This window comes from Streptomyces sp. NPDC090994, assembly GCF_044768905.1.
GTDB lineage: Bacteria > Actinomycetota > Actinomycetes > Streptomycetales > Streptomycetaceae > Streptomyces.
Genome location: NZ_JBIVWS010000029.1, coordinates 22,418 through 37,640, shown reverse-complemented (window position 1 = coordinate 37,640; position 15,223 = coordinate 22,418). Strand labels below are relative to the sequence as shown.

At 72.3% G+C, this 15,223-nt stretch carries 15 protein-coding genes; 9 read left to right on the top strand and 6 right to left on the bottom strand.

Annotated features, from left to right (window positions below):
• Nucleotides 1–7 precede the first annotated feature (7 nt).
• The 4 genes from ACIQR3_RS34400 to ACIQR3_RS34385 all read left to right on the top strand — a co-directional run bounded on the left by ACIQR3_RS34400 (nt 8) and on the right by ACIQR3_RS34385 (nt 3,434).
• Nucleotides 8–925, top strand: coding sequence for a F0F1 ATP synthase subunit gamma (locus ACIQR3_RS34400; protein ID WP_215165685.1), 918 nt, complete (start codon nt 8–10; stop codon nt 923–925).
• Nucleotides 925–2,361 carry a F0F1 ATP synthase subunit beta gene (atpD, locus tag ACIQR3_RS34395; RefSeq protein WP_215165686.1) on the top strand — a complete coding sequence of 479 codons (1,437 nt, stop codon included), beginning with the start codon at nt 925–927 and terminating at the stop codon, nt 2,359–2,361. The genes ACIQR3_RS34400 and atpD overlap by 1 nt, the downstream gene beginning before the upstream one ends.
• A 122-nt stretch (nt 2,362–2,483) precedes the next feature.
• The gene (locus ACIQR3_RS34390) at nt 2,484–2,858 is read left to right on the top strand and encodes a F0F1 ATP synthase subunit epsilon (RefSeq protein ID WP_189414930.1); all 375 of its coding nucleotides are present in this window, start codon (nt 2,484–2,486) and stop codon (nt 2,856–2,858) included.
• Between the two features lie 129 nt (nt 2,859–2,987).
• The gene (locus ACIQR3_RS34385) at nt 2,988–3,434 is read left to right on the top strand and encodes a DUF2550 domain-containing protein (RefSeq protein ID WP_403544981.1); all 447 of its coding nucleotides are present in this window, start codon (nt 2,988–2,990) and stop codon (nt 3,432–3,434) included.
• An 8-nt stretch (nt 3,435–3,442) separates the two neighbouring features.
• Here ACIQR3_RS34385 and ACIQR3_RS34380 read toward each other — a convergent pair whose 3' ends face one another.
• The 3 genes from ACIQR3_RS34380 to ACIQR3_RS34370 form a co-directional block, all read right to left on the bottom strand.
• The gene (locus tag ACIQR3_RS34380; RefSeq protein ID WP_403544979.1) at nt 3,443–5,266 is read right to left on the bottom strand and encodes a glycosyl hydrolase family 18 protein; all 1,824 of its coding nucleotides are present in this window, start codon (nt 5,264–5,266) and stop codon (nt 3,443–3,445) included.
• 134 nt (nt 5,267–5,400) lie between these two features.
• Nucleotides 5,401–6,051 carry a response regulator gene (locus ACIQR3_RS34375; RefSeq protein WP_403544977.1) on the bottom strand — a complete coding sequence of 217 codons (651 nt, stop codon included), beginning with the start codon at nt 6,049–6,051 and terminating at the stop codon, nt 5,401–5,403.
• Nucleotides 6,048–7,226, bottom strand: coding sequence for a sensor histidine kinase (locus tag ACIQR3_RS34370; RefSeq protein ID WP_403544976.1), 1,179 nt, complete (start codon nt 7,224–7,226; stop codon nt 6,048–6,050). Before ACIQR3_RS34370 ends, ACIQR3_RS34375 begins: the two co-directional genes overlap by 4 nt.
• 153 nt (nt 7,227–7,379) lie before the next feature.
• Here ACIQR3_RS34370 and ACIQR3_RS34365 point away from each other — a divergent pair, with 153 nt between their 5' ends.
• Nucleotides 7,380–7,946, top strand: a complete 567-nt coding sequence (locus tag ACIQR3_RS34365) for a hypothetical protein (protein ID WP_215165691.1) — start codon at nt 7,380–7,382, stop codon at nt 7,944–7,946.
• Here ACIQR3_RS34365 and ACIQR3_RS34360 read toward each other — a convergent pair whose 3' ends face one another.
• Genes ACIQR3_RS34360 through ACIQR3_RS34350 form a run of 3 tightly spaced genes read right to left on the bottom strand, consistent with a single transcriptional unit; the run spans nt 7,947 to nt 10,093 of the window.
• Entirely contained in the window at nt 7,947–8,519 is a 573-nt protein-coding gene (locus ACIQR3_RS34360; protein ID WP_215165692.1) for a cob(I)yrinic acid a,c-diamide adenosyltransferase, read from the bottom strand.
• A gap of 13 nt (nt 8,520–8,532) precedes the next feature.
• Nucleotides 8,533–9,282, bottom strand: a complete 750-nt coding sequence (locus tag ACIQR3_RS34355) for an ABC transporter permease (protein WP_403544974.1) — start codon at nt 9,280–9,282, stop codon at nt 8,533–8,535.
• Between the two features lie 25 nt (nt 9,283–9,307).
• Nucleotides 9,308–10,093 (bottom strand): ABC transporter ATP-binding protein, encoded by a 786-nt coding sequence (locus ACIQR3_RS34350; protein ID WP_403544973.1) that lies wholly within the window; start codon nt 10,091–10,093, stop codon nt 9,308–9,310.
• 80 nt (nt 10,094–10,173) lie between these two features.
• Here ACIQR3_RS34350 and ACIQR3_RS34345 point away from each other — a divergent pair, with 80 nt between their 5' ends.
• From ACIQR3_RS34345 to ACIQR3_RS34330, 4 genes are all read left to right on the top strand, one after another.
• Nucleotides 10,174–10,815, top strand: a complete 642-nt coding sequence (locus ACIQR3_RS34345; protein WP_403544971.1) for a TetR/AcrR family transcriptional regulator — start codon at nt 10,174–10,176, stop codon at nt 10,813–10,815.
• Between the two features lie 124 nt (nt 10,816–10,939).
• The gene (locus tag ACIQR3_RS34340; RefSeq protein ID WP_403544969.1) at nt 10,940–11,788 is read left to right on the top strand and encodes a 3-hydroxyacyl-CoA dehydrogenase family protein; all 849 of its coding nucleotides are present in this window, start codon (nt 10,940–10,942) and stop codon (nt 11,786–11,788) included.
• Nucleotides 11,789–11,972: 184 nt separating this feature from the next.
• Nucleotides 11,973–12,296, top strand: a complete 324-nt coding sequence (locus ACIQR3_RS34335) for an STAS domain-containing protein (RefSeq protein WP_215165699.1) — start codon at nt 11,973–11,975, stop codon at nt 12,294–12,296.
• 277 nt (nt 12,297–12,573) lie between these two features.
• Entirely contained in the window at nt 12,574–15,222 is a 2,649-nt protein-coding gene (locus ACIQR3_RS34330) for an ATP-binding protein (protein ID WP_403544967.1), read from the top strand.
• The last annotated feature ends 1 nt before the right edge of the window (nt 15,223 follow it).

The following is a 15,223-nucleotide window of genomic DNA, read 5'->3' as shown; positions in this document are numbered from 1 at the left end:
CTGACTCATGGGAGCCCAGCTCCGGGTCTACAAGCGTCGCATCCGATCCGTCACCGCGACCAAGAAGATCACGAAGGCGATGGAAATGATCGCCGCCTCGCGCGTCGTCAAGGCGCAGCGCAAGGTGGCGGCCTCCACGCCGTACGCGACCGAGCTGACGCGCGCGGTCACGGCGGTCGGTACGGGTTCGAACACCAAGCACCCGCTGACCACCCAGGCCGAGACGGTCACCCGTTCCGCGGTGCTGCTGCTGACGAGCGACCGCGGGCTGGCCGGTGCCTTCAACTCCAACGCCATCAAGCAGGCGGAGCAGCTCACCGAGCGGCTGGAGCGCGAAGGCAAGGAGGTCGTCGTCTACATCGTCGGCCGCCGGGGTGTCGCCCACTACAACTTCCGTGAGCGCGCCGTCGCGGAGTCGTTCACCGGCTTCACCGACGAGCCGTCGTACGCGGACGCCAAGAAGGTCGCGGCACCGCTGATCGAGGCCATCGAGAAGGACACCGCGGACGGCGGTGTGGACGAACTCCACATCGTCTACACGGAGTTCGTCTCGATGATGACGCAGACGGCGGTCGGCAGCCAGCTGCTGCCGCTGCGCCTCGACGAGGTGGCCGAGAAGCCGAACGCGAAGGACGAGATCCTTCCGCTGTACGACTTCGAGCCGTCGGCCGAGGACGTCCTCGACGCCCTGCTGCCGCGGTACGTCGAGAGCCGTATCTACAACGCGCTGCTCCAGTCGGCCGCTTCCAAGCACGCCGCCACGCGGCGCGCGATGAAGTCGGCAACCGACAACGCGGGCGAGCTGATCAACACGCTCTCCCGACTTGCCAACGCGGCCCGCCAGGCCGAAATCACCCAGGAAATCAGCGAGATCGTCGGTGGCGCCAGCGCCCTGGCCGACGCGACCGCGGGGAGTGACAAGTAATGACGACCACTGTTGAGACGGCCGTTGCCACGGGCCGCGTCGCCCGGGTCATCGGCCCGGTCGTCGACGTGGAGTTCCCCGTCGACGCGATGCCGGAGATCTACAACGCCCTCCACGTCGAGATCGCCGACCCGGCGAACGCCGGCGAGAAGAAGACGCTGACCCTGGAGGTCGCCCAGCACCTGGGTGACGGCCTGGTCCGCACCATCTCCATGCAGCCCACCGACGGCCTGGTCCGCCAGGCCCCGGTCACCGACACGGGCACGGGCATCAGCGTCCCGGTCGGCGACTTCACCAAGGGCAAGGTGTTCAACACCCTCGGTGAGGTGCTGAACACCGACGAGAAGTACACGGGCGAGCGCTGGTCCATCCACCGCAAGGCCCCCAACTTCGACGAGCTCGAGTCGAAGACCGAGATGTTCGAGACCGGCGTCAAGGTCATCGACCTGCTGACCCCGTACGTCAAGGGCGGCAAGATCGGTCTGTTCGGCGGCGCCGGCGTCGGCAAGACGGTGCTCATCCAGGAGATGATCTACCGCGTCGCCAACAACCACGACGGTGTCTCCGTGTTCGCCGGTGTCGGTGAGCGCACCCGTGAGGGCAACGACCTCATCGACGAGATGAGCGAGTCGGGCGTCATCGACAAGACCGCGCTGGTCTTCGGTCAGATGGACGAGCCGCCGGGCACCCGTCTACGCGTCGCGCTGGCCGGCCTGACCATGGCCGAGTACTTCCGTGACGTCCAGAAGCAGGACGTGCTGTTCTTCATCGACAACATCTTCCGCTTCACGCAGGCCGGCTCCGAGGTCTCGACCCTGCTCGGCCGCATGCCCTCCGCGGTGGGCTACCAGCCGAACCTGGCCGACGAGATGGGTCTCCTCCAGGAGCGCATCACCTCGACCCGCGGTCACTCGATCACCTCGATGCAGGCGATCTACGTCCCCGCGGACGACCTGACCGACCCGGCCCCGGCCACCACCTTCGCCCACCTCGACGCGACGACGGTGCTCTCCCGTCCGATCTCGGAGAAGGGCATCTACCCGGCCGTGGACCCGCTGGACTCCACGTCCCGCATCCTGGACCCGCGCTACATCGCGCAGGACCACTACCAGTGCGCGATGCGCGTCAAGGGGATCCTGCAGAAGTACAAGGACCTCCAGGACATCATCGCGATCCTCGGTATCGACGAGCTCGGCGAGGAGGACAAGCTGGTCGTCCAGCGTGCCCGCCGCGTGGAGCGCTTCCTGTCCCAGAACACCCACGTCGCCAAGCAGTTCACCGGCGTGGACGGCTCCGACGTGCCGCTGGACGAGTCGATCGCCGCGTTCAACGCGATCTGCGACGGTGAGTACGACCACTTCCCCGAGCAGGCGTTCTTCATGTGCGGCGGTATCGAGGACCTGAAGAAGAACGCGAAGGAGCTGGGCGTCTCCTGACCCCCGCTGCCGCGTGACCGAACGAGCGAGGGGGCGGGCGCGTCCCGCCCCCTCACTCACGCCCCTTAGACTTGTAACCAACACCCGGCACACCCGCCGGGTGGTGACCCGAGGAGCCACCCTTGGCTGCTGAGCTGCACGTCGCGCTGGTCGCGGCCGACCGAGAGGTCTGGTCCGGCGAGGCCACCCTGGTCGTCGCGCGCACCACGTCCGGCGACATCGGCGTCATGCCCGGTCACCAGCCGCTGCTCGGTGTGCTGGAATCGGGCCCGGTGACCATCCGTACGAGTGACGGCGGGACCGTCGTCGCGGCGGTGCACGGCGGTTTCATCTCGTTCGCCGACGACAAGCTGTCGCTGCTGGCCGAGATCGCCGAGCTGTCGGACGAGATCGACGTCCAGCGCGCGGAGCGGGAACTGGAGCGCGCCAAGGCGGAGGGCGACGCCTCCGCCGAGCGCCGCGCGGATGTCCGACTGCGGGCGGCGTCGGCGCGCTGAACCTGGGCGCCGTGCTATGACGTGACTCAGCCGCGGCTGGGACCGGAGCGATCCGGACCCGGCCGCGGCTGAGGCAGATGTGGATGTTTTTTACGTTCCGTTACCTAGAAGACGAGGAGGTCGGTGCCGGTGGTCCTCGCTCTGACTGTGTGCGGAATCGTCATCGCCGTCGTGGTGGTGGGACTCTTCGTCTTCGGCCTGCGCCGCCGGCTGATCCAGCGCTCGGGCGGCACCTTCGACTGCTCCCTGCGCTGGGACGCCCCCGAAGCGGGTGACGGCAACGGCAAGGGCTGGGCCTACGGCGTCTGCCGCTACAACGGTGACCGCGTCGAGTGGTACCGCGTCTTCTCGTACTCCCCCCGTCCGCGCCGCGTCCTGGAACGCGGCTCGATCGAGGTGGCCGGCCGCCGCCTGCCCGACGGGGAGGAGGAGCTGGCCCTGCTCTCCGACGCCGTGGTCCTCGCGTGTATGCACCGGGGGACACGGCTGGAACTGGCGATGAGCGAAGACGCGCTGACCGGATTCCTCGCGTGGCTGGAGGCAGCCCCGCCCGGTCAGCGCGTCAACGTCGCTTAGTAGGTCTTCTACTGGAGTCCGCTGCTGATCGCGCTCACCAGTTCGCCGTTGCTGGTGTCGCCGCTGAACTCCCAGAAGAACGCGCCGCCCAGCCCCTGGTTCTTGGCCCAGGTCATCTTCCCGGCGATCGTCGACGGGGTGTCGTAGGACCACCACTGGGTGCCGCAGTGCGCGTACGCCGTGCCGGCGACGGTGCCGGTGGCCGGGCAGGAGTTCTTCAGGACCTTGTAGTCCTCGATGCCGGCCTCGTAGGTGCCGGGGGCCGCGCCCGTCGCCGTGCCGCCGGGGGCGGACTGGGTGACGCCGGTCCAGCCGCGGCCGTAGAAGCCGATGCCGAGCAGCAGCTTGGCCGCCGGGACGCCCTTGGCCTTGAGCTTGGCGATCGCGTCCGCGCTGTTGAAGCCGGCGGTCGGGATGCCGGAGTACGAGGTCAGCGGGGAGTGCGGGGCGGTCGGGCCGGTGGTGGCCCAGGCGCCGAAGTAGTCGTAGGTCATCACGTTGTACCAGTCGAGGTACTGCGCGGCGCCGCCGTAGTCGGCCGCGTCCAGCTTGCCGCCGGAGGAGCCGTCGCCGGTGATCGCGGCGGTGATCAGGTAGTCGTCACCGAACTCCGAGCGCAGCGCCCCGGTGAGGTTCTTGAAGGCCGCGGCGCCCGAGGTGTCGCAGGTCAGGCCGCAGGCGTTCGGGTACTCCCAGTCGATGTCGATGCCGTCGAAGACATCGGCCCAGCGCGGGTCCTCCACGACGGCCTTGCAGGACGCGGCGAACGCGGCCGGGTTCTGCGCGGCCTGCCCGAAGCCGCCGGAGTAGGTCCAGCCGCCGAAGGAGTACAGGATCTTGATGTGCGGGTACTTCGCCTTCAGCTGGCGCAGCTGGTTGAAGTTGCCGCGCAGCGGCTGGTCCCAGGTGTCGGCGGTGCCGCTGACGGACTGGTCGGCGGTGTAGGACTTCTCGTACGCGGCGAAGGTGTCGTCGACCGTGCACTGGCCGTTCTTGACGTTGCCGAACGCGTAGTTGATGTGGGTGATCTTCTCGGCGGAGCCGGAGGTCACCAGGTTCTTGACGTGGTAGTTGCGGCCGTAGACGCCCCACTCGGTGAAGTAGCCGAGGTTGACCTTGCCGGCCGGGGTGCCCGGGTCGGTGGAGCCGCCGGTGGTGGTGACCTTGACCGAGCCGCTGGCCGGGCCGGTCTGGTCGGTGGTGTCGCGGGCCTGGACGCTGTACGAGTAGGCGGTGCCCTTGGTCAGGCCGGTGTCGCTGTAGGAGGTGCCCGTCACCGTGGCGACTTTAGCGCCGTCGCGCAGGACGTCGTAGTTCTTGATCCCCTTGTCGTCGGTCGCCGCCGACCAGGACAGTTTCACCGAGGTGTCGGTGACGTCCGAGGCGGTGGGGGTGCCGGGGGCGGAGGGGGCGGCGTCGCCCGGGACGGAGGTGCCGTCGCAGGAGCCGCCGTTGAGCTTGCAGGCGGTGGGGGAGCCGGTGCCGGTGCCGTTGAAGCCGAAGGAGACCGAGGCGCCGGGGGCGAGGGTGCCGTTCCAGGACTTGTTCTTGGCGGTCCAGTGGGTGCCGGAGGAGGTGACGTCGGCGTCCCAGGCGGAGGTGACGGAGGTGCCGGAGGGGAAGTCCCACTCGACGGTCCAGGAGCTGAGGGAGGTGGTGCCGGTGTTCTTCACCGTCCACTTGCCCTCGAAGCCGGTGCCCCAGTCCGAGGCCTTGGTGTAGGTGGCGGTCGCGGCGGTGGCCGCCTGGGCGGGGGCGGCGAGGGCGACGAGTCCGGTGAGGGGGAGTGCGAGGGTCGCGAGCAGGGCCGCGGCTCTGTGTCTGAAGCGCACGTGCGCCTCCCTTGTATGGGGGATGTCGTGGGCATGCCTGACCGACAGGCCCGCAGTGCCGCGAGAATAGAAAGGTCTGGACCATAGGTCAATAGGTCTGGACCACTGCTCGGCCCGGCTGCCGACGGGCGGTGCTACACCCCCAACTCCTGCGCCAGCACCGCCGCTTGCACCCTGCTGCGCAGCCCCAGCTTCGCCAGCAACCGGCTGACGTGCGTCTTCACCGTCGCCTCGGCCATGTCGAGGCGGTCCGCGATCGCCGCGTTGGACAGCCCCTCGCCGAGGCAGGACAGCACCTCGCGCTCGCGCCGGGTCAGCTGGTCGAGGACCGCCGGATCGGCCCCGCTCCCGCGGACCGGCGTCGCGGCGAACTCCGCGATCAGCCGCCGGGTGACCGCCGGGGCGACGACGCCCTCGCCGGCGGCCACCGTGCGCACGGCGGAGATCAGGTCCGCCGCCTCCGTGTTCTTCAGCAGGAACCCGGCGGCGCCCGCGCGCAGCGCCCCGAACACGTACTCGTCCAGGTCGAAGGTGGTCAGCACCAGGACGTCGGCCAGCCCCTCGGCGACCACCTGGCGGGTCGCCGCCACCCCGTCGAGCCGCGGCATCTGCACGTCCATCAGGACCACGTCCGGCCGCAGCTCACGGGCGAGGGCCACCGCCCGCTCGCCGTCCGCGGCCTCGCCGGCCACCTCGATGTCGGGGGCGCTGCCCAGGATGAGCACCAGGCCGGCGCGCACGGCGGACTGGTCTTCCGCGACCAGGACCCTGATGGGACGGCTCATGAGGATGCTCCCTGATCGAGGGGAAGGACGGCGCGTACGGTCCACAGCGCGCCGTCGGGGCCGGCGTCGAACGTGCCGCCCAGCAGCGCGGCCCGCTCCCGCATGCCGACCAGCCCGGCACCGGAGCCGGGGGCGCGCGGGGCGCCCGGGTCGCCGTAAGGGCTGGTCACCCGGACGTGCAGGGCGCCGTCGGCACGGGTGAGCGTCACGCGCACCGGGCCGCCCTTCGCCGCGTGCTTGAGCGCGTTGGTCAGCGACTCCTGCACGATCCGGTACGCCGCCAGCTCGACCGGCGCGGGCAGGTCCGTGCCGTGCTCCGCGTCGAGGGTGACGTCCAGGCCGTTGGCGCGGGCCCCGTCCACCAGGGCGCCGAGGCCGTCCAGGGTCGGGGCGGCGGACGGCTCGGTGTCGCCGCCGGTGTCCCGCAGGATGCCGATCAGCCGCCGCATCTCCGAGAGGCCCTCGACGCTGTTCTCCCGGATCACGCCGAGCGCCTGCCGGGTGGTGGCCGGGTCGTCCAGGGAGAGCGCGGCGGTGGAGTGGATGGCGATGGCGGACAGGTGGTTGGCGACCATGTCGTGCAACTCCCGGGCCATCCGCGCGCGTTCCGCGGACACCGCCTGGACCCGGTCCATCTCCGCCAGCAGCGCGGTCTGTTCGGCGCGCAGCCGGGCGGCGTCGGCGGCCTCCCGGTGGCTGCGCACGATCAGGCCGGTGGAGGCGGGGGCGAAGGTGACGACCCCGACCGCCACCCCGATCAGCAGCGCCTCGGGCACCCGCCACACCGCGAACGGCACGACCGTGGCCGCCACCGTCAGCAGCCCCGCGATCCACGGGACGCGGCGGGCGGTGGCCGGGCTGCCGTACAGGACGACGGCGTAGCCGAGGTCGGTGTACATCAGCAGCGTGATCAGGCTGCCCTGGGTCATCGTGTCCAGCACCAGGGCGCCCGTGCCGATCAGGACGGCGGTGCGCGGCGCGGCCCGGCGCAGCAGCTCGCAGCCCGCGGTGACGACGAGCGGGAGCAGCAGCGGCCAGCGCCCGTCGAACAGCACGATCGGGTCGCCGGCCGGCCGCACGCCCAGCCCGATGGCCCACAGCAGCACCCCGCCGAGCAGGCCGCCGGCCGCGACGTACACGTCGAAGCGGTGCGGGCGGGGGAGTCGTACGGCCATGGCACCCATCCAACACGGCGGGCGCGGCCCCCGCCTGCTCCCCGCGGACGTTCCCGGGCTGCATCTTTCGATGTACCGGAGGTTCGTCACCGGCGACGACGCCCCGGGCCGCCGGGCGCGGAAGCCTGGAAGGGTGACCGAGAGGAACCCACCATGATCGTCACTTTGATCATCATCTGCGAGATCGGCTTCTGGGTACTGCTGGCGGCCGGGCTGGCCACCCGCTACCTGCTGCGGATGGAGCGCACCGGCCTCGCCCTGCTGCTGTGCGAGCCGCTCCTGGAGGTCGTGCTGCTGGTCGTCACCGCGCTCGACCTGAAGAACGGCGCCGACCCGAACTGGACCCACGGACTGGCCGCGCTGTACATCGGCTACACCGTCGGCCACGGCCACCGCACGGTGAAGTGGCTCGACGGCCACGCGGCCCACCGCTTCGACGGCCGCCCGCTGCCGCGGCCCCCGCGCTACGGCATGGCCCGCGCCGCGCACGAGGGCAAGGTGTGGCTCGGCACGCTGGTCGCCGCGGCCGTCGCCACCGGCCTGCTCCAGCTCGCCATGTGGTACGTCGGCGACCCGTCCCGCACCACCTCCCTGGAGAGCTGGCAGTACACGGCCTGGCGGGTGGCCGGCATCCACGGCCTGATCGCGCTGAGCTACGCGATCTGGCCGAAGAAGGCGCCCGCGGGCACGGCCCTGGAGAAGGAACGGGCCGGCCGCTGACTACCGCTCCCCGCCCGGCACCCACAGCACGTCCCCGACCTCCTTGTTGGCGTACCGCGCCAGGATGAACAGGAGGTCGGAGAGGCGGTTGAGGTAGGTGGCGGTGAGCGGGTTCATCGTCTCGCCGTGCGCCTCCAGCGCGGCCCACGTCGAGCGCTCGGCCCGCCGGACCACCGTGCACGCCTGGTGCAGCAGGGCCGCGCCGGGCGTGCCGCCGGGCAGGATGAAGGAGCGCAGCTTCTCCAGCTCGGCGAGGAAGCGGTCGCAGTCCGCCTCCAGCCGGTCGACGTAGAACTGCTCCACCCTGAGCGGCGGGTACTCCGGCTCCTCGACCACCGGTGTCGAAAGGTCCGCGCCCACGTCGAACAGGTCGTTCTGGACCCGTACGAGGACCTTGACGACCTCCTCCTCCAGCGCCCCGAGCGCGATCGCCGTGCCGAGCACCGCGTTGGCCTCGTTGGCGTCGGCGTACGCGGCGATCCTGAGGTCGGTCTTGGGCACGCGGCTCATGTCCCCGAGGGCGGTGGTGCCCCGGTCGCCGGTCCTGGTGTAGATGCGCGTCAGGTTGACCATGCGCCCAGCGTAGTTACGCGGCGTCCGCGCGGAAGACACGCGTGCCCGCCGCCACGGACAGCGCGGCGAAGGCGACGGCGACCAGAGTGCCGCAGAGCATGGGCGCGGTGGCGTAGGAGCCGACGTAGGCGTCCCGCAGGGCGTCCACCAGATAGCGCAGCGGCATCAGGCGGGACAGCACGTCCAGCCAGACCGGGCCCAGTGCCATCGGCAGCATCAGACCGGACAGCAGCATCGACGGCATGGTCAGCGCGTTGACCACCGGCCCGAACTCCTGCGGGGTCCGCACCCTCATCGCCAGCGCGTACGACAGGGACGCCAGCGCGACCGTGAGCAGCCCGACGAACGCGAAGCCGATCAGTACGCCGGGCAGCGGGGCCCGCAGCCCCATCACCAGCGCGGCCAGCACCAGCAGCACCGCCTGGAAGACGAAGACGGTGGCGTCCCGCAGCACCCGGCCCAGCAGCAGCGCCAGCCGGCTCACCGGCGTGACCCGCATCCGGTCGATCACACCCGCGTTCTTCTCCAGGACCACCATGAACCCGGCGAACGAGGCGCCGAAGAGCGCGAGTTGCAGCAGCAGCCCGGGGACCAGCACCTGCCAGGAACTGCCCCGCCCGCCCAGCGGCAGGCCGGTCAGCAGCGGGCCGAAGAACAGCAGGTACAGCAGCGGCATCAGCACACCGAAGAGCAGCGCGAAACGGGAACGCAGCGACTGCCGGGCGTAGCGGCCGTAGACGAGAGCGGTGTCGTGCACAAGCATGAGCGGTCCTTGCGAGGCTCGGGCCCTATACGGCCACGGGGGCGGGGTCGGAGGGGGCGGCGGGGCCGCGGCCGGTGACGGCGAGGAAGGTGTCCTGGAGCGAGGCGTCCGGCGAGCCCCCGTACTCCCGCTTCAGCGCGCCCGGGGTGCCCTCGGCGGCGACCACGCCCCGGTCGACGATGACCAGGCGGTCGGCGAGGGCGTCGGCCTCGTCGAGGTAGTGGGTGGTCAGGAAGACGGTGGTGCCGTGCTCGTCGCGCAGGCGCCGCACCAGCTCCCACAGGCCGGCCCGGCTGCCGGGGTCGAGGCCGGTGGTGGGCTCGTCGAGGAAGAGCACCTTCGGGCGGTGGGTGAGCGCCATCGCGATGTCCAGGCGCCTGCGCTGGCCGCCGGAGAGCGCACCGCACTTGCGGTCCAGCAGACCGGTCAGGTCCAGGTCGTGGGCGAGTTCCCGGGCCCGCTCGGCCGCCCGCGCCTTGGGCAGGCGGTAGAAGCGGCCCTGGGTGACCAGCTCCTCGCGGACCGAGATCTGCGGGTCGACGCCGCCGGACTGGGCCACGTAACCGCAGGCCGCGCGGACCCCGGCCGGGTCGCCGGCCAGGTCGTGCCCGGCGACGGTGGCCGCGCCGCCGGTCGGGGCCAGCAGCGTGGTCAGCATCCGCAGGGTGGTGGTCTTGCCGGCGCCGTTGGGGCCGAGGAAGCCGAGGATCTCCCCTTCGCGGACGGCCAGGTCGATGCCGCGCACGGCCTCGACGGGGCCCTGTTTGGTGCGGAAGGTACGGGCCAGTCCGGCCGTACTGATGATTGCCATGCCCCACAGAAAAACAGAGGCTGCCCAATTTTGCAATGACTACAAATTTTCAACGGCACCAGCGAAGCTAGAATGGGGGCGTGGCCGAGGGACTCAGGGAACGGAAGAAGCGGCAGACCAGGCAGTACATCTCCGATGTCGCCACGGGTCTGTTCCTGGCGCGCGGCTTCGACGCCGTCACGGTCGCGGAGGTGGCGCGGGCCGCCGATGTCTCCGTCAACACCGTGTACAACTACTTCCCCGCCAAGGAGGACCTCTTCCTCGACCGCTCCCAGGGCGTGATCGACCGGCTCGCGCGCTGGGTGCGCGGCCGGCGCGCCGGTGAGTCGGCCGCCGCCGCCGTCCTGCGCGAGCTGCGCGAGGAGGTCGAGTCGGTCTCGCCGCGCATCGGCCTGATGGCCGGGTACGCCGAGTTCATGCGGGTCATCGAGGACTCGCCCGCGCTGCGATCGCGGCTGTGGGCGATCGGCCAGGAGGTCCTGCACACCCTGGAGCGGGAGTTGCGCGAGGAGACCGGCGCCCCGGACGACGACCCGCTCCCGTCCCTGATGGCCGGTCAGATCAACTGGCTGCACGGCACCCTGATGGCCGCCGTCGGACAGCGCATGCTGGCCGGCGGCACCCCCGCCGCGGTCTCCCGCGAGATGCTGCTGCTCCTCGACGAGATGGAGGAGCTGTTGAGCGAGAAGGTGCTCAACTACGCCGTACGGGGCGCCGGGTGACCCACCCCGGTGTGATGTCCGTCATGTGAGACGTGACGCGCGTTACTTACCGGTCACAGGGCCCCTCCCGCCCGCTAATGTCCGCCGGAGACACACAAAGACCCGTATCCAGGGGAGTCGCACAGTGGCACGGAAGCTCGCCGTCATCGGAGCCGGCCTCATGGGGTCCGGTATCGCCCAGGTCTCCGCCCAGGCGGGCTGGGACGTCGTCCTGCGCGACGTCGCCGACGAGGCGCTGCGGCGCGGCACCGACTCCATCAAGGCGTCGTACGACAAGTTCGTCGCCAAGGGGAAGCTGGAGGCGCACGACGCCGACGCCGCCCTCGCCCGGATCACCGCGACCACCGAGCTGGAGGCGGTCGCCGACGCGGATGTCGTCGTCGAGGCCGTCTTCGAGAAGCTGGACGTCAAGCACGAGATCTTCCGCGCGCTGGACAAGCTGGCGAAGGACGAGGCGATCCTCGCCTCCAACACCTCCGCCATCCCGATCACCAAGATCGCCGCCGTGACGGACCGGCCGGAGCGCGTCGTCGGCACGCACTTCTTCTCGCCGGTGCCGATGATGCGGCTGTGCGAGCTGGTGCGCGGCTACAAGACCAGCGACGAAACCCTGGCCACCGCACGGGAGTTCGCCGAGTCGACGGGCAAGACCTGCATCGTCGTCAACCGGGACGTCGCCGGGTTCGTGACCACCCGGCTCATCTCCGCCCTCGTCGTCGAGGCGGCCAGGCTCCACGAGTCCGGCGTCGCCACCGCCGAGGACATCGACCTCGCCTGCCGGCTGGGCTTCGGCCACGCCATGGGCCCCCTGGCCACCGCCGACCTGACCGGCGTGGACATCCTGCTGCACGCCACGAGCAACATCTACACCGAGTCGCAGGACGAGAAGTTCGCCCCGCCGGAGTCGATGCGCCGGATGGTGGACGCCGGTGACATCGGACGCAAGAGCGGGCAGGGCTTCTACAAGCACTGAGCCCGCACCCGCTCCGGCAGACGTCACACGCCGGAGTGAATTCGGTATCGGTTGGCTCACGAGTGGCAACCGCGGGGCGTTGCACACAGTCAGAGGGTGCATCACCCTCACCGCACACCGAGCACACCGACCACCGGCACGAGACCACACCGCGGAGCACGAGACGCACGCACGGGGAGCGCATATGCACATCAGGGGCGACCACGCCGAGCTGGCCGTCGGGGGCCGCCTCGACGTCCGCAGCGCGGCGGACGCCCGTACGGCCCTGCACTCGGCCGTCGACGACGGGGCCGGCGACCTGGTGCTCGACCTGTCCGAACTGGACTCCTGGGACGCCACCGGACTCGGCGTGATCATGGGCGTCCACCGGCGGGCCGGCCGCTGCGGCCGGCGCCTGGTGCTGCGCGACGTACCGCCGCAGATGCAGCGCCTGCTGGTGGCCACCCGGCTGCACCGCATCCTGGCGATCGAGGGCGGCATCGGAGTGGAGACCCTGCCCAGGGTGTGACCCGACGGGCTGGCGGGACCCGAGAGCCGGGCGAGACCGGACAGCCCCCGCCGAACCGCACGACACACCCAATCCTCACGAGACTGTGACGTCTCGGACGGCGCGGCACCCCGGACTGTCGGAGATACTGGACTACGGTTTAGGGTCTGGCTGCCCGCTGTCTCGACGACCCACTGGCGGGCCCGGACCAGAAGCGACAGCGCGGTGTGCGGCAAGGCCGGGAGGGTGGTCCCGACCGGTGACCGAAGCACACGACGCTTTTGGGGGGCTTGAACCTATGGACCCGAACACCCGGGGACCTGCGGAGTACGGCCAGGACGGCGACGGCGACGCGCCGCGCCCGCGCCCGCCCAGGGACCCCCTCACACCCGACTTCGGCCAGGCGGCGCCCGCGCTGGCCCGCACGGTGCAGCTGGTCTCCGGCGACTTCCTGCTCACCGTCAACCCCGTCGACGGCAGCGAGATCGAGGTCTGCCCGCCGGGCGAGCGCCCCGCCCGCCCGCAGAAGCTGACCGCCACCGAACGCGCCGAGGTGGAACGCGCCACCCGGCCCCCCGTCCCGCCCGGCCCGGCGCTGCCCGCGCTGCCGCTGCTGGCCCGCCAGGACGAGCGGGACCGCCTGGTGCGCCTGCTGGCCCGCGGCCGCTCCGTCCGCCTCAGCGGCCCCGGCGGCTCCGGCCGCACCAGCCTCCTCGACCGGGTCGCCGAGGACTGCGCCGACCTCGCCCCCGACGGCGTGGTCCGCCTCAGCGGCTTCCACCGCTCGGCCGACGACCTGCTCTACGACCTCTTCCACGCCGTCTACCGCGCCCCCCTGCACCGCCCCTCCCGTGCGGAACTGCTCGACCACGTCCGGGAGATCGGCGCGGTCGTCGTCCTGGACGACGTGGAGTTCGGCGGCGCCGCGCTCGACGACCTGCTGGACGCCACCCCCGAGTGCGCCTTCCTGATCTCCGCCACCCCCGAGGTGGCCGCCCCCTCCGCCGACGCGGCCGTCGAGGAGGTCTTCCTCACCGGCCTCGACCGCTCCGACGGCGTCGCCCTGCTGGAGCGCGCCGCCGGCCGGCCCCTCACCGAGGAGGAGGCCAACTGGGCCGGCGACCTCTGGTTCGAGTCCGAGGGCCTGCCGCTGCGCTTCGTCCAGGCCGGCGCCCTGCTGCGCCGCCGCGACCGGCTGCGGGCCGGCGCCGGCCCCGCCGACGAGTTCGGCGTCCGCGCCGACGCCGCCCCCGAGGACGCGGTGCCGCACGACGCGGACGCCGCCGACGACGTACCGCTGCCGTCCCTCGGGGAGGCCGCCGCACCCGCGCCGCTGCTCGCCTCCACGCTCAGCGGCTCCGCCCGCGCCGCCCTGGAGTTCGCCGTCGCCCTCGGCGGCGAGGTGCCGCACCAGGCGCACCTGCCCGCGCTGGCCGGCGACACCCACGCGGACGCCGCCCTCGGCGAGCTGGCCGCCTGCGGCCTGGTCTCGCCGGTCGGCTCCCGCTACCGGCTCGCCGCCGGGGTGCTGACCCAGCTGGAGGCCGCCGGGTACGGCGACGCCGCCGACGGGCGGCTCCTGGAGGCGGCCCGGCACTACGCCTGGTGGTCCGGACACCCCTCGGTCACCCCGGAGCGGGTCTGCGCCGAGGCCGACGCCGTGCTGGCCGCCCTGGCCGTGCTCGCGCCGGCCGCGACCCCGCCCGCCGAGGACCCCGAGACCGGCGAGGCCGAGGAGAACCCGGCCGTACGGCTGGCCCGCGCGGCGGCGCCCGCGTTCGCCGCCGGACTGCACTGGAGCGCCTGGGAGCGGGCGCTGCGCTCCGGCAGCGAGGCCAGCCGGCTCGCCGGTGACGTCGTCGAACAGGCCTACTTCCACCACGAGCTGGGCGTCCTCGCGCTCTGCGAGGACCAGCTCGACCGGGCCCGCGCCGAGCTGGAGGCGTCCGTCGCGCTGCGCGGCGCCGCCGCCGACCGGCGCGGCACCGTGGCCGGCCGCCGCGCCCTCGCCCTGGTCGCCGACCGCTCCGGCGACACCCCGGGCCTCGGCGCCGTCGGCCTGCCCGCCGCCGGGACCGTGGGGATCGGCGCCGCCGCGACCGCGTACGGCCCGACGGCGGGCGAGGAGGTGCCCGACGCCCGGCACGAGGAGTCGGCGTCGCCGCCCGCCGGTGTCCCGGCGCCCTTCCCGCCGCTCCAGCCGACCCCGCAGTCCCCGACCGTGGTCACCCGCAGCGCCTCGGCCGCGGGCCGCTCCTCGCTGGGCCCGTCCCGCAAGGCCGGGGGCGGCATCAAGGGCTTCGCCCGGCGCAACCTGGTCGCGGCCGGCGCCAGCGCCCTGCTCGTCGCCGTGCTCGGCACGGTCGTCACCCTCGGCGCCACCTCCGACGGCGACGGCACCGACCCCTCGGACCAGGTCGGCGTCAACCCGTCCGCCAGCCAGGGCGTCGACGACGGCGGCCTGGGCGCCGACCGGCCCGAGGACGACGGCGGCAACGGCGCGGGGGAGCCCGGCGCGGCCGGCGCCGGCACCACCGACCCGGGCCCGGACGGCACTCCCGGCACCTCCGACGACCCGTCGCCCACGGGCACCGGGACCCCGTCGGACGACCCGAGCGGCTCCCGCGGGCCGAGCGACCCGGACGACTCGGACGACCCGTCGACCACCGGGCCGCCGGACACCTCCGAGCCCTCGGACACGTCGGAGCCCCCGGACACCTCCGAGCCGCCGGACACGTCGGAGCCCCCGGACACGTCCGAGCCGCCGGACACCTCCGAGCCGCCGACGGAGACCTCGGACCCGCCGGCCGAGACGTCCCCGGAGACGTCCGACTCGGCCAGTGGGCCCACGACCACCACCAGCGCCTCCACGAGCGGCTCGGCGAGCGCGCCGCAGTCCAGCGCGAGCGGTACGCGGCCGGGCTCGGTGTCGCCGCAGATCATCTGAG

Excerpts from the sequence above, each read along its gene's own strand:
- ACIQR3_RS34400 (WP_215165685.1), top strand. The coding sequence starts at position 8 with ATGGGAGCCCAGCTCCGGGTCTACAAGCGTCGCATCCGATCCGTCACC.
- atpD (WP_215165686.1), top strand. The coding sequence starts at position 925 with ATGACGACCACTGTTGAGACGGCCGTTGCCACGGGCCGCGTCGCCCGG.
- ACIQR3_RS34375 (WP_403544977.1), bottom strand. The coding sequence starts at position 6,051 with ATGAGCCGTCCCATCAGGGTCCTGGTCGCGGAAGACCAGTCCGCCGTG.
- ACIQR3_RS34370 (WP_403544976.1), bottom strand. The coding sequence starts at position 7,226 with ATGGCCGTACGACTCCCCCGCCCGCACCGCTTCGACGTGTACGTCGCG.
- ACIQR3_RS34365 (WP_215165691.1), top strand. The coding sequence starts at position 7,380 with ATGATCGTCACTTTGATCATCATCTGCGAGATCGGCTTCTGGGTACTG.
- ACIQR3_RS34360 (WP_215165692.1), bottom strand. The coding sequence starts at position 8,519 with ATGGTCAACCTGACGCGCATCTACACCAGGACCGGCGACCGGGGCACC.
- ACIQR3_RS34355 (WP_403544974.1), bottom strand. The coding sequence starts at position 9,282 with ATGCTTGTGCACGACACCGCTCTCGTCTACGGCCGCTACGCCCGGCAG.
- ACIQR3_RS34350 (WP_403544973.1), bottom strand. The coding sequence starts at position 10,093 with ATGGCAATCATCAGTACGGCCGGACTGGCCCGTACCTTCCGCACCAAA.
- ACIQR3_RS34335 (WP_215165699.1), top strand. The coding sequence starts at position 11,973 with ATGCACATCAGGGGCGACCACGCCGAGCTGGCCGTCGGGGGCCGCCTC.
- ACIQR3_RS34330 (WP_403544967.1), top strand. The coding sequence starts at position 12,574 with ATGGACCCGAACACCCGGGGACCTGCGGAGTACGGCCAGGACGGCGAC.